The 12,434-nt window shown below is 59.0% G+C and carries 12 protein-coding genes and 1 tRNA gene; 6 read left to right on the forward strand and 7 right to left on the reverse strand.

Annotation, left to right across the window (positions count from 1 at the left end; translation table 11 throughout):
- The first annotated feature begins 55 nt into the window (after positions 1-55).
- The 4 genes from CU103_RS13090 (at position 56) to CU103_RS13105 (ending at position 4,296) form a co-directional block, all read left to right on the forward strand.
- Positions 56-1,429, forward strand: a complete 1,374-nt coding sequence (locus CU103_RS13090; protein WP_106664381.1) for a glutamate--cysteine ligase — start codon at positions 56-58, stop codon at positions 1,427-1,429.
- Positions 1,430-1,449: 20 nt separating this feature from the next.
- Positions 1,450-2,193: an SDR family oxidoreductase gene (locus CU103_RS13095; protein ID WP_106664382.1), complete on the forward strand. Its 744-nt coding sequence runs from the start codon at positions 1,450-1,452 to the stop codon at positions 2,191-2,193.
- Between the two features lie 89 nt (positions 2,194-2,282).
- Positions 2,283-3,221 carry a phosphoribosylaminoimidazolesuccinocarboxamide synthase gene (locus CU103_RS13100; RefSeq protein WP_106664383.1) on the forward strand — a complete coding sequence of 313 codons (939 nt, stop codon included), beginning with the start codon at positions 2,283-2,285 and terminating at the stop codon, positions 3,219-3,221.
- A gap of 76 nt (positions 3,222-3,297) precedes the next feature.
- Positions 3,298-4,296, forward strand: coding sequence for a DUF937 domain-containing protein (locus CU103_RS13105; protein WP_106664384.1), 999 nt, complete (start codon positions 3,298-3,300; stop codon positions 4,294-4,296).
- Positions 4,297-4,412: 116 nt separating this feature from the next.
- Here the strand turns inward: CU103_RS13105 and CU103_RS13110 are convergent, their stop codons facing one another.
- A complete protein-coding gene (locus tag CU103_RS13110; RefSeq protein WP_162707113.1) occupies positions 4,413-4,700 on the reverse strand; it encodes a DUF1127 domain-containing protein in 288 nt (95 codons plus the stop codon).
- 201 nt (positions 4,701-4,901) lie between these two features.
- Here CU103_RS13110 and CU103_RS13115 point away from each other — a divergent pair, with 201 nt between their 5' ends.
- On the forward strand, positions 4,902-5,858 hold the full coding sequence (locus CU103_RS13115; RefSeq protein ID WP_106664386.1) for a LysR substrate-binding domain-containing protein: 957 nt from the start codon (positions 4,902-4,904) through the stop codon (positions 5,856-5,858).
- 6 nt (positions 5,859-5,864) lie between these two features.
- Here the strand turns inward: CU103_RS13115 and CU103_RS13120 are convergent, their stop codons facing one another.
- On the reverse strand, positions 5,865-6,455 hold the full coding sequence (locus tag CU103_RS13120; protein ID WP_106664387.1) for a DUF2585 domain-containing protein: 591 nt from the start codon (positions 6,453-6,455) through the stop codon (positions 5,865-5,867).
- Positions 6,456-6,562: 107 nt separating this feature from the next.
- On the opposite strand from CU103_RS13120, the gene xseA reads away from it, so the two are divergent.
- A complete protein-coding gene (xseA, locus tag CU103_RS13125; RefSeq protein WP_106664388.1) occupies positions 6,563-8,146 on the forward strand; it encodes an exodeoxyribonuclease VII large subunit in 1,584 nt (527 codons plus the stop codon).
- A 163-nt stretch (positions 8,147-8,309) separates the two neighbouring features.
- On the opposite strand, the gene CU103_RS13130 is transcribed toward xseA, so the two are convergent.
- From CU103_RS13130 to CU103_RS13150, 5 genes are all read right to left on the reverse strand, one after another.
- Positions 8,310-9,407, reverse strand: coding sequence for an ABC transporter substrate-binding protein (locus tag CU103_RS13130; RefSeq protein ID WP_106664389.1), 1,098 nt, complete (start codon positions 9,405-9,407; stop codon positions 8,310-8,312).
- The gene (locus CU103_RS13135; RefSeq protein WP_106664390.1) at positions 9,404-10,804 is read right to left on the reverse strand and encodes a sensor histidine kinase; all 1,401 of its coding nucleotides are present in this window, start codon (positions 10,802-10,804) and stop codon (positions 9,404-9,406) included. The genes CU103_RS13130 and CU103_RS13135 overlap by 4 nt, the downstream gene beginning before the upstream one ends.
- Complete coding sequence (locus CU103_RS13140; protein ID WP_106664391.1) at positions 10,794-11,471, reverse strand: response regulator transcription factor; 678 nt, start codon at positions 11,469-11,471, stop codon at positions 10,794-10,796. Before CU103_RS13140 ends, CU103_RS13135 begins: the two co-directional genes overlap by 11 nt.
- A 165-nt stretch (positions 11,472-11,636) precedes the next feature.
- Positions 11,637-11,713, reverse strand: a tRNA-His gene (locus CU103_RS13145).
- Between the two features lie 139 nt (positions 11,714-11,852).
- Complete coding sequence (locus CU103_RS13150; protein WP_100000031.1) at positions 11,853-12,308, reverse strand: phasin; 456 nt, start codon at positions 12,306-12,308, stop codon at positions 11,853-11,855.
- Between the last annotated feature and the right edge of the window lie 126 nt (positions 12,309-12,434).

The following is a 12,434-nucleotide window of genomic DNA, read 5'->3' on the forward strand; positions in this document are numbered from 1 at the left end:
GACCGAAAACCGCCAATCACGCGCAACAATCTCATCTTATCGGAAAGCACCATCCATGGCGCGCGACACGACAGACGAAACACCCATCTCCGGTACCGAAGAACTGGCAGTGTACCTTGCGCAGGGATCCAAGCCGGAATCGGCATGGCGCATTGGTACCGAGCATGAAAAATTCCCGTTCTACACGGAAGACAACAGCCCGGTTCCCTATGATGGCCCGCGTGGAATCCGCGCCATTCTCGAGGGCATGCAGTCGAAGCTTGGCTGGGAACCGATCATCGATGAGGGCAATATTATCGGCCTCGTCGAGCCAACGGGTCAGGGCGCCATCTCGCTCGAACCCGGCGGCCAGTTTGAGCTTTCCGGTGCGCCGCTCCTTTCCATTCATCAGACCTGCCGTGAATCCAATGCGCATCTGGCGCAGGTGCGCGAAATTGCCGAACCACTCGGCATTCGCTTTCTCGGCCTTGGCGGCAGTCCGAAATGGACGCTTGCGGAAACGCCGCGCATGCCGAAATCGCGTTACAACATCATGTCCAACTACATGCCGAAGGTTGGCAAGGATGGGCTGAACATGATGTATCGCACCTGCACGATCCAGGTGAATCTCGACTTCTCGTCCGAAACGGACATGCGCCGCAAGATGCAGGTCTCGGTCAAGCTGCAATCGATCGCAACGGCGCTCTTTGCCATGTCGCCCTTCACCGAAGGCAGGCCGAATGGACTTCTCTCCTGGCGGTCGAATATCTGGCGCGACACGGACAACAATCGCTCCGGTGTCCTGCCCTTCATTTTCAATGAAAATTTCGGCTTTGCCGATTATGTCGAATGGGCGCTAGACGTGCCCATGTATTTCGTCATGCGCCATGGCCGCTATCACGATTGTACCCACGTGACGTTCCGGCAGTTCATGAACGGCGCACTCAAGGATGATATTCCCGAGGGCACGCCCAATATGGGCGACTGGGCAAATCACCTGTCAACGCTGTTTCCGGAAGTACGGCTGAAGCGCTTTCTCGAAATGCGCGGCGCCGATGGTGGCCCGTGGCGGCGTATTTGCGCCCTCCCCGCCTTCTGGGTCGGGCTGCTCTACGATGCCGAAGCTCTCAGTGCCGCCGAGGCGCTAACCCGCGACTGGACCTATCGCGAAGTCCAGGCATTGCGCGATGAGGTTCCCGCGAAGGGCCTGCGGGCAGCTTTGCGCAATCGCACGGCGCACGATATTGCCCGTGATGTGCTGGCAATTTCGCGTCTCGGCCTGACGAACCGTGCGCGGTTGAACAGCGAGGGCTTTGACGAGACGCACTACCTCGCGTCCCTGGAGGAAGTTGTCGCGCGTGGCACGACCTCCGCCGAACAAATGTTATCACAGTACAATACTGCCTGGGGCAGTTCAGTCGAACCGGCCTTTCTGGAATACGCCTACTGATCAAGCGGGGAGGATCATCGATGACCAAGACCATTCTGATTACCGGGGCCAGTCGTGGCATCGGCCGCTCTGCGGCAATCCTCGCCGGCCGGAGGGGCTGGTCTGTCGGCGTCAACTATGTTGGCAATAGATCCGCGGCCGAAGAAGTCGTCAGCGCCATCACCGCCGCCGGTGGCAAGGCGAAGGCCATACAAGGCGATGTCGCCGTTGAAGCCGAGGTAATCTCGGTGTTCGAACAAGCAGCCGAACTCGGCAAACTCGATGGCGTCGTAGTCAACGCCGGTATCGTAGCACCTGCCTCGCGGCTGGTGGATATGGACATCGAGCGCATGCGCCGCGTCTTCGACGTGAATATTCTCGGCGCCTATCTTTGCGCGCGCGAGGGCGCGCGCCACCTTGCACGCTCCCGCGGAGGAAACGGGGGCTCGATCGTACTCCTTTCCTCTGCTGCTGCACGGCTGGGCGGACCTAACGAATATGTGGATTATGCAGGATCGAAAGGGGCAATGGATTCGCTCACCATCGGCCTCTCCAAGGAACTCGGGCCTGAGAGTATCCGTGTCAATGCCGTTCGCCCGGGGCTGATCGAGACTGACATTCACGCCAGCGGCGGCCAGCCGGACCGGGCGCAGCGTCTCGGCGTTACCGCACCGCTTGGTCGTGCCGGTACTGCCGATGAAGTCGGCGAATCCATCGTCTGGCTGCTCAGTGATGCATCGTCATATGTGACCGGTGCTCTCCTCGATGTGACAGGCGGCCGCTGAAAGCCTGCAGATTCCGACGATTTAGACTCGCGTCGGCGGCCATATGTGTTATGCGGGGGCCGGATCATTTTCAATCGGATTTCTGAACCATGCCGAAACACAAAGCGCTGTCCGAAGCCTATATTCCCGAACTGCCGAACTATTATAGAGGCAAGGTTCGCGAAAATTACGACCTGCCGGATGGACGTCGCATTATCATCGCGACCGACCGCATCAGCGCTTTTGACCGTATCCTTGCGTCCATACCGCTCAAGGGTGAGGTTCTGACCCAAACCGCGCGCTACCAATTCGAGCAGACACAGGACATCTGCCCCAATCATGTTATTGAATATCCTGACCCGAATGTTCTGATCTGCCGCAAGCTGACCATCCTTCCTGTGGAGATCGTCGTGCGCGGCTATCTTGCCGGTACCACCGGAACGTCGATCCTGACGCTCTACAAGACCGGCAAGCGCGATATGTACGGCTTCACTCTGCCCGATGGCATGCAGGACAATGAGAAGCTGCCCGCACCCATTATCACCCCGACCTCCAAGGCCTTCGACGGCGGCCATGACGAACCCCTCACGGCGGATGCCATTTTAGCCCAGAACCTGGTGAGCAAGGAGCAGTGGGAAGCGGTTTCGAACTATGCCCTCAAGCTCTTCGCCCGGGGCCAGGAAATTGCTGCTAGCCGTGGTCTGATCCTCGCCGATACGAAATATGAATTCGGCACCGACGATGAAGGCAACATCGTGCTGGCTGACGAAATCCATACCCCCGATTCGAGCCGCTACTGGTTTGCCGACAGTTATGCCCCCGGCAAGCGGCCGATGAGCTTTGACAAGGATTTCGTCCGCAACTGGGTGGTTGAGCGCTGCGACCCATACAAAGACGACATTCCGGAAATTCCTGAAGACGTGATCGATGCGACAACCAAAGTCTATATTCAGGCCTACGAGACGATCACCAACCGGAAATTTGAACCGGGCGATGCGGCGATAGATCCACTACAGCGCATCCGCAAGAATCTGGCGCGCTTTTTCTAACTCCATAAAAAGATTGAAGTTCGCGCACTTGCGGCGCTAATCTTCCACGTGCCCAGCGCGAAGGAGGATCTGCGCCATGAATCTCATAGATATGTTCCTGAAGGGACAAGGGGGCCAGAATATCGACGCTCTCGCCCGGCAGTTCAACCTTTCCCAGCAGCAGACGGTTGCAGCGCTCGAAGCACTGATGCCGGCATTTTCGCAAGGTCTGCAGCGAAACGCCGCCGATCCGATGGGCTTTGGCGCGTTCGTCCAGGCTTTGTCGGCCGGCCAGAACGTCAACTATTTTGATAATCCTCAAGCGGCCTTTAATCCATCGGGCATTGCCGATGGCAATTACGTCCTTGGCCAGCTCTTCGGTTCGAAAGACCTGTCGCGCGCCATAGCGGATCATGCTGCCAGCGCAGCAGGTGTCGGCGCCGCCACCTTGAAGCAGATGCTGCCGGTGGTCGCCTCGATGATGATGGGAGGATTGTACAAGAAGTCGACCGGTCAGTTTGCGGCTGCCGGTCTTGGCGGCGGCAATGTCATTGGCGATCTCATCGAGCAGATGATGCGGCAAGGTGGCGGGCAGCCATCCGCCTCCCAACAAGGCGGTGCACCCGCTGCCAATCCTTGGGGCCAGATTCTCGAAGGAATGTTTGGCGGAGGGACTGCGGGACAGCAGCAAGGCCAAACAAATCCACTAGGCGACAATCCACTTGGCAAGATCTTCGAGGAAATGATGCGCGGTGGTATTCCCGGCGCCGCTACACCGCAAGCGCCAACGCCCCGCAGCAGAGCTCCGCAGGACGATCCACCTCAAGACACCGCACAAGGACAAAATCCTTTCGGTGACAATCCGTTCGGCAAAATTTTCGAAGAGATGCTTGGTGGCGGGGCGCAGCGGCGTTCTGCCCCCGAAGCGCCGCCTCAGCCGCAACAACCACAGCAAAAAACTGCTCCATCGGACAACCCGCTGAAAGACATACTCGGCCAGATGTTCGAAACTGGAAAACAGGCGAACGATCAGTACCAGAAGGGTCTGGAATCCATTTTCGATCAATATTTGCGCGGCATGGATCGGAACCGCTAAGCAAGAAAAAGCCCGGCCACGTTGCATGTGCAATGTGGGCCGGGCAGGAGGCAGGCTGGGCGCCGGGAGGGGATTCCGGCGTGAATGGGCGCCTGCTAAACAGTCAAATCGTCAGCCTAGACAATCGAGCGGGCGGCGCGAAGCCGGGCCCGGACATCAGCCAGGGCGCCAAGCCGTTCGCTTGGATCGTCGAGCAGCGAAGTGCCAATAGCCGAATGCAGATCAGCACGCGTGACGCCGATGTCATGCAGCATTTCGTCATTCCATTCGCCGAGGCTCAAAATCGTTTTACGATTACGGCGAGCGACGATCATTCGGGTGACAAAGTTGGCGGCCTGCGACGCAAATGCTGCGATCGAGCGGGTGAAACCATTTACTTCAGTCATTCTCGTTGTCGTCGTCATCGCCGTTACTCCTTTTGAAGGGCGCTGATCAAGAAAGTTAAACCGCGTGGAAACCATTTCTCACGCACCACGCTTCGTACCACTGGCACCGGCGCTTCCTGAACATCTGTAGAATGATCCATAAAAATTGATTATTCAAACGAATGTTTTTAATGTAAACGTTCAATAATAATGATGGATCAAACATACGGGAACACCGCTATGAACGCACCGCTTGATCTCGACCAATTGCAGACATTCACCGCCATCGCCGATCTTGGCAGCTTTACCAGGGCTGCGGATAAGGTGAACAAGACCCAATCTGCCGTATCCATGCAGATGCGCAGGCTTGAAGAACGTGTTTCAAAAGCACTTTTTGAACGGGATGGCCGCACGAACCGGCTCACCGAGGATGGCGAGCGCCTGTTGGCATATGCGCGCCGGATGCTACAGCTCAACAATGAAACCATCGCAGCTTTTGATGATACCCAGCTGCAGGGTCACATCCGCATCGGCACGCCCGACGACTATGCCGACCGTTTCCTGCCCGAAATCATGGCGCGGTTTTCGCGCTCCAATCCGCGCGTCGAACTCTCCGTTGTCTGCGAACCGACGGTCAATCTCGATGAGATGATCCGCAAGGGTCAGCTCGACCTTGCACTGGTAACCCAATGCGACGAGCACCGGCGGTCCGAAGTAGTGCGGAGTGAGCAGCTGCTCTGGGTCACCTCAGCGCATCATAATGTGCATGAAGAACTCGTGCTTCCCCTCGCCGTCGGCCGCCCAACCTGTATCTGGCGGGCAGCCGCCATCGAGGCGCTGAATTCCAAGCACCATGACTACCGAATTCTCTTCACCAGCTGGTCGGCGACGGTGCTTGCCGCCGCCGTGCTGGCTGGCCTTGCCGTTTCCATATTGCCTGAATGCGCCTTGCGTCCTGGAATGCGCGTTTTGACGGAAGCGGACGGATTTGGCCGCCTGCCGGAATTCGGCATTGGTATCATGCGCGGTCACACGAAGCCTTCGGCCATTGTCGATGCACTGGCACAGCACATCGTTGAAAGCCTCGACAATCTTTCGATGCCCACTCCCGTCACCATATCGCAGGCTTCCGCACCAATTCTGGCGAACCAGCGGCTGCGGCAGGTACGCGCGACAGAACTCGTTCCAGGCTGGTAACGCGGACTACATCCCGCCTTGCCAGGCCTTGATCGCGTCCAGAGGATAGAGAAGCATCACGATGTTGAGGGTGAGGTTGTCGCGGATGACCCACCCTGCCAACAATTCAAAGAATATCGCAAGGATCACTGTCAGCCAGACTGGCGCCCGAGCTGCGAAGAAGAAGCCGAGGACCATGAACAATATGTCGCTGACGGAGTTCAGCACACTGTCACCGACATAGCCGAGCGCGATGGTCGCCTCGCGATAGCGGTTGATGACCATGTCGGTGTTCTCGAAGATCTCCCAGGCCGCTTCGACCACAATGGCGACCAGCAGGCGCGCGCCGACCGGCCATTTGCGCGCGGCCAGCCATAGAATTCCGTAGAACAGAAAGCCGTGGATGATATGCGAAAGCGTATACCAATCGGCGATGTGCTGGGAATTGTCGGATGAATTCGTTTCGGCCACCCACAACTTTATCGTACCGCAGGTACATATCGGGTTGCGTCCCATCAGCAGCAGGATTGCGGCCGCTGCCGCAATCAGCAACGCTGCGATCAACAGATAATGGCGCAATTTCAGTCCCTTGGCGGTGACAGACGCTGTTGCTGACATGTTGGCTCCTTTTCCCCCACTTAAAGGCGATATTCTACGCGCTGGCAATGCTGCAATCGACGATTGCCGAGGCTTGACCTTGATCACCACGCGACTAGGAATAGGACATGAGTGAAAAGCCCGAATCGGCATCCAACGTCGCCGAATATACAGTTTCCGAGATTTCCGGGGCGCTCAAGCGTACGGTCGAGGATACTTTTGGTCATGTTCGCGTCCGTGGCGAAATCTCGGGCTTTCGTGGTGCGCATTCATCCGGCCATGCCTATTTCTCGCTGAAGGATGACAAGGCACGCATTGAAGCCGTGATCTGGCGCGGCTCGATGAGCAAGCTGCGCTTCCGGCCGGAAGAAGGCATGGAGGTCATCGCCACCGGAAAGCTGACGACCTATCCAGGCTCGTCGAAATACCAGATCGTCATCGAGCAGATGGAGCCGGCCGGAGCCGGCGCACTGATGGCGCTGCTCGAGGAGCGCAAGCGCAAGCTCGGCGCCGAGGGCCTTTTCGACCCGGCAGCCAAGCGGCGATTGCCATACATGCCGCACATCATCGGCGTGATAACGTCGCCAACCGGTGCGGTTATCCGCGACATTATTCATCGTATCACTGACCGCTTTCCGCTGCATGTTCTCGTCTGGCCGGTGCGCGTGCAGGGCGAGACGTCAGGCTCTGAAGTTGCCAATGCGATCAATGGTTTCAATGGGTTACAGCGTGGTGGAGCTCTTCCAAGACCCGATGTCCTGATCGTCGCGCGCGGTGGCGGCAGCCTCGAAGACCTGTGGGGCTTCAACGACGAAGCCGTCGTGCGCGCCGTCGCCGCCTCGCAAATCCCGCTCATTTCCGCGGTCGGCCACGAGACCGACTGGACGCTGATCGACCTTGCGGCGGACGTCCGCGCCCCGACGCCGACAGGCGCGGCGGAAATGGCGGTGCCGGTCAAGGCGGATTTGCAGGCAACAGTGGCGACATTGGGCGCCCGCCTATCTGCCGGCATGTCGCGCTACCTCGACCGCCGCCGCCAGGCGCAACGGGCGCTGGCCCGCGCCCTGCCCTCGGCCGATCAATTGCTGGCGCTGCCAAGACGGCATTTCGACGAAACGGCGGCACGCCTCGGCCGCGCATTACAGGCAAACACGCAGAAGAAGCGCGGCGAATTCGACGGCTGCGCACGGCAATTGTCACCGCGCCTCCTCGAACAGCGTATCCGCGAAAAACGCCGTGAAATCAGCATCTTATCGTCGCGGCTCCCGCGCGGACTCAAGGTATTCGTGCGTGATCGACGATCGCTTTACGCCAGACGTGCAGGCCGCCTTTCCATCGAACCAACGGCGCGACTTGCCGAACGCGGCCGTCAGCATTTGCAGCAGTTGGACCGCCGTCAAATACAGGCCGTCGGCCTTGTTCTAGACCGGGCGAAACGGCGGAGCGGCGAACTCGAGCGCCTGTTGAAAACCCTGTCATATCAAGGGGTTCTGGAGCGGGGATTTGCGGTTGTTCTTGATCCTTCAGGCGTCCCTATCAAACGGGCGGCAACGATCGCAACAGGTGATGAGCTGACCCTTAAGTTCCAGGATGGTGAGGTCCAGGCCGTGGCGAAAGAGGGAGACGAGCGTCCGCCACGGATACGAACGGAGCGTCCCTCCCCGGTGAAAAAGCCACCCGTTCCGAGCGGGTCGCAAGGTTCGCTGTTCTAGGAACAGCTCGCGTCACCACAACCATTTTTCGCGCTTTGATTGAAGAAGTCGGGTACGAATCGATAATTGTCAGGCCAGAATCGGCCGGTCGCAGGCCAATTTCAAACATTCTTGCGCAAACTTCCCGCCGCAATCGCTCTGGGTCGGTCCGAGAGTGAATCCGCTACTCGCGTGTCCAGGCCGGACTGTTCAACTCAATCAGGGATTGTGACCAGTCCTCGATGAAGCGTTGGCGTTGTGCCCTGTCCTGCACGGCAAGGAGGGCCGGTCCGATGCGGATCGGCTGGGCGATGCCAGACTCTTTCAAGTTCTGCGGACCGTCCACATCCGGCGGCAAACCGCCGGTCTCGGTGAAATAGAAGGCATTGGTGCGGGCGATGGACTGGCCCCGTTCGGACAGGAGATAGTCGAGGAACCGAGCGCCAAGATCGGCCCCCTTGGCACCCTTCGGAATGAGAGCGCCGCGGCTGAGCACCAGCGTATAGTCGCGTGGCACGACCACGCGAAGGTCCGGGTGACGCAGCGCTGCTTCATAGGCATAGGAGCCGAGCATATTGTAGCCGATGTAGAGATTGCCCTTGGCGACCTCCTCCAGAATTTCGCCGGTGCAGCAGCGCGCCACGGCTGAGGCGCGCGCCATGCTTTCCAGCAAGCGGCCGAACACGGTGGTGGTCTGGCGGGCGTCGTTGAAGGCGAGCAGGTAGCCGATGCCGGACAGGCGGATATCGTAGGTGCCGACACGCCCGCGATAATACTCGAGCCGTTCCCGCAGAAGGTCCGCGAGCTCGACATGGGTGCGCGGCACTTCCGCCGGCGGCACAAGTCGCGTGTTGTAGACGAAGACGGCGGGCTCATAGGTGAAGCCGAACACCTCGTCGCGCCAGTTCGCCCAATCGGCAACGCGGGCGGTCTCGAGCGATGTATGGGCCTCGGCACAGCCATCATTGGCAAGCTTCAGCAACTGGTCGACCGACGATGACAGCAACAGATCGCCGAGCGGCTCCTCCTTGCGGCAGGCCTCGCTGGCAAGGGCATTCAGCTCATTGGTCAGATATTCGATATAGTCGATCGCCACGTCCGGGGACGCTTTCTGAAAATCCTCGATGAGCGGCTTCATCGCCGCCAGGTCCGTCGTCGAATAGATCGTCAGCCTGCCAGCTTCGGTCTGCGGTGCAGGGAACCGCGTTTTGTTATCCTCAGCAGCGAGAGCCGCGGTGCCAATCAAAACAGGAATTATGATCGCGAGAAATGTGCGGATCATCTCGCGTCACCCTTATACAGCGGCAGGGTCAACACGACGGTAAATCCCCTCTCGTCGCGGGCCCGGAAGCTCAAAGTGCCGCCATGGGCGCTGGCCACCTCTTGAGCAATGGCGAAGCCGAGACCCGAGCTTCCCTCGTGCGACTTCGATGTGGCGAAGCGCTGCGTCGCCTTCTCCCAGCCTTCGGGCGGAATGCCCGGCCCGTCATCCTCGACCTCCACGAAGGCCTGTTCTGCATTCGCGCCGACGCGCACCTCCAGCCGCTGGTCCGCGCCATGGCGCAGGGCATTGTCGATCACGTTGACAATGGCCTCGCGCAGACTGACCGCATCGCCAAGCACGAAGGGTCGATCATCCGGTGCCTCGAACGAAATGACGATATCGGGATCGACCGTGACCGGAATGGCGGCGCGATAGGCGCGGCGCGCCACATCGACCAGGCTGATCGGCTCCAGCTGCACGGAATCGGCGCGGTGGATGACCATGGCGTGGCTGAGGAGCTGGTTGGTCAGGCGCGCAAGTTCACCCGTCCGTTCCCGTACGCGCTCGTAATGCTGGCGCCCGGCCTTGTCGAGCTTGTCAGCACCGAGCAGATCAATCTGTGCGGACAGGGCGGTCAATGGGGTTCGAATCTGATGGGCAGCATCGGCGATGAAGCGCTGCAGCAAATCGACCCGCTCGTTGAGCCGCCCCATGAAATGGTTGATCGAGCCGACGAAGGGATCGAGTTCCCGCGGCACATCGACGGAAACCGGCGTCAAATCATGGGGATCGCGACGCCGAACCGCTGCTCCCAGCCGTTCCACCGGCTGCAATGCGTAACGAATTGCGAACATGGCGCCGACGAAAGCCAGCAGGCTCATGATAAAGACAAGGATCGTCGCGCGCAGCGTCAATTCGCGGGTCAGCGCCGATCGCGCCTCGTTGGTCTGCGCCACGATAACGTAGGCCTGGCCCGAGACGGCAGGATCGGCAAGAACGCGCGTTGCCCGGGCGATACGCACCGGTTCGCCCTTGTAGATGCCCTCTTCCACGCTCGATACATCATTGTCCGCATCGAGCGGCGTCGGGCTTTGCAGATCGTCATAGCCGGTCAGGGTCTGACCATGTGTATCGATGACGCGATAGAAAATCCTGTCGCGCTCGGCAAGGCCGAGCAGCTCGAATGCCGATGTCGGCAGGCGGACGGTGAGCGTGCCATCTTCAACGGAGAGGCTCTCGGCCATCTGCAATGCTGCACCCACGAGCAGGCGGTCATAGGCCTTGTTGGCGGCGGTCTCGGCATAATACCAGGCGGCGGTAACGAGCAGTGCGGCGCCGATGCCGAGCACCACGGAAATGCGCCGGGCAAGGCGCGCGAAAAGCGAAGGCTCGTTTCTGCCGGTTTCAGGGCGCATCGTCGGACACCAGTTGATATCCGAGACCGCGCACGGTCACGATGCGCGCCTTGGCGCCTTCCAGCTTCTTGCGCAAGCGGCCGACATAAAGTTCGATCGCGTTGGCGTTCGCGGCTTCGTCGAAGCCGAAAATCTGGTCGAGCAGTTCATCCTTGCTGAAGACGCGGCCAGGACGGGCCACGAGAACCTCAAGCAGCGTGAGCTCACGCCGTTTCAGCTGCACTTCGCGCTTGCCGACATGGACGGAACGCGCGGCACGGTCGACAGCAATGTCGCCGCACTTGATCAGGTTGGTCGCCTCGCCGCCGGTGCGCCGACGCATAAGGACGCGAGCCCGCGCTTCGAGCTCGCGGAAGTCGAACGGCTTGACCAGATAGTCGTCGGCTCCAAGGTCCAGCGCGCCAACACGATCATCGATCTCGGAACGCGCGGTCAGAACGAGAACGGGAACTGCATTGCCTGACTTGCGGATATGTTTGAGAATTTCGAAGCCATTCATGCCCGGCAGCATGACATCGAGGATGATCAGGGCGTATTCGGTGAAATCGATGATCTCGGCTGCGTCACGGCCATTGGTTTCCCAGTCGACGGCATGGCCTGTCGCTTCGAAACGTTTGCAGATGGCTTCCCCCACATCGTGCGTGTCTTCTACGAGCAATATACGCATGGCGTTTCATTCGCATGAAACCGCAAAGCTCGCAAACGGTATGACGATGCGCCATTGATGTGGTTCAGGAGGAGAGCGACGCCAAGCGCCACGCTGCACGCAGGGTTCGTCCGGATGCAATACCGGGGCGCTGCACTTTGAAGGGGGCAATGAAGATGGGAGAAATGGTACGGACGGGTGGATTCGAACCACCGACCTCAGGAGCCACAATCCTGCGCTCTAACCAACTGAGCTACGACCGCGTACCGCCAAGTATTTTTGACAGGCGTCACATACGAAGGATTGACGCTTTTTGCAAGCGCCCGATGCAACAAAAACCACTAGAAAATAGAAAAAGGCCGGAGTAACCGGCCTTTTCAGTATTCGATGTCAGGCGCCTGATCAGGCGACCTTGACGTCCTTGATTGCCTTCTCGACAGCCGACTTGACCGGTGCGGAGATTTCTTCAACGGCCTTGGTGGCAACAGCCTGGAATTCCTTGGCCTGACCAGAGATGGCTTCTGCCTGCTTGCGTACGAATGCGCTCTGCAGTTCGATTACTTCACCGAAAGACTTCACGCCAATCAGGGCTTCGATATGCGCGAAGCTGGCTTCCGTGTTGGCGCGCAATGCAGCCAATGCCTTCAGGGAAAGAGCAGCGGTATTGGACTGGGCGGTCTCGAAAGTGGTTTCAAGCGTCTTCTGTGCAGCTTCGGCCTGATCCTTGATCTTGGCATAAGCTTCCTTGGACTGCGCAACGCCCTTTTCGGTGAATTCGCGAACCTGGTCGGTTACAGCGGTGGCATCGAAAGCAGGGATCGAGAAAGCATCGGCAGTCTGTTTGGTGGTCTTGCTCATGATGGTGTCCTTCCTTGGTGCAGACGGTCGTTTACCTCTGCGCTGATTTGATGAACCGTATATACTTCATTTTTTTGTGCGTTGCAACATTTATTTTGCAGTGCACCATCTGGTACTTCTTTCAAC

This window comes from Phyllobacterium sophorae (assembly GCF_003010965.1).
GTDB lineage: Bacteria > Pseudomonadota > Alphaproteobacteria > Rhizobiales > Rhizobiaceae > Phyllobacterium > Phyllobacterium sophorae.

Excerpts from the sequence above, each read along its gene's own strand:
- CU103_RS13135 (WP_106664390.1), bottom strand. The coding sequence starts at position 10,804 with ATGCGCCCTGAAACCGGCAGAAACGAGCCTTCGCTTTTCGCGCGCCTT.
- CU103_RS13105 (WP_106664384.1), top strand. The coding sequence starts at position 3,298 with ATGAATCTCATAGATATGTTCCTGAAGGGACAAGGGGGCCAGAATATC.
- CU103_RS13140 (WP_106664391.1), bottom strand. The coding sequence starts at position 11,471 with ATGCGTATATTGCTCGTAGAAGACACGCACGATGTGGGGGAAGCCATC.
- CU103_RS13090 (WP_106664381.1), top strand. The coding sequence starts at position 56 with ATGGCGCGCGACACGACAGACGAAACACCCATCTCCGGTACCGAAGAA.
- CU103_RS13110 (WP_162707113.1), bottom strand. The coding sequence starts at position 4,700 with ATGACGACGACAACGAGAATGACTGAAGTAAATGGTTTCACCCGCTCG.
- CU103_RS13130 (WP_106664389.1), bottom strand. The coding sequence starts at position 9,407 with ATGATCCGCACATTTCTCGCGATCATAATTCCTGTTTTGATTGGCACC.
- CU103_RS13095 (WP_106664382.1), top strand. The coding sequence starts at position 1,450 with ATGACCAAGACCATTCTGATTACCGGGGCCAGTCGTGGCATCGGCCGC.
- CU103_RS13150 (WP_100000031.1), bottom strand. The coding sequence starts at position 12,308 with ATGAGCAAGACCACCAAACAGACTGCCGATGCTTTCTCGATCCCTGCT.
- CU103_RS13115 (WP_106664386.1), top strand. The coding sequence starts at position 4,902 with ATGAACGCACCGCTTGATCTCGACCAATTGCAGACATTCACCGCCATC.
- xseA (WP_106664388.1), top strand. The coding sequence starts at position 6,563 with ATGAGTGAAAAGCCCGAATCGGCATCCAACGTCGCCGAATATACAGTT.
- CU103_RS13100 (WP_106664383.1), top strand. The coding sequence starts at position 2,283 with ATGCCGAAACACAAAGCGCTGTCCGAAGCCTATATTCCCGAACTGCCG.
- CU103_RS13120 (WP_106664387.1), bottom strand. The coding sequence starts at position 6,455 with ATGTCAGCAACAGCGTCTGTCACCGCCAAGGGACTGAAATTGCGCCAT.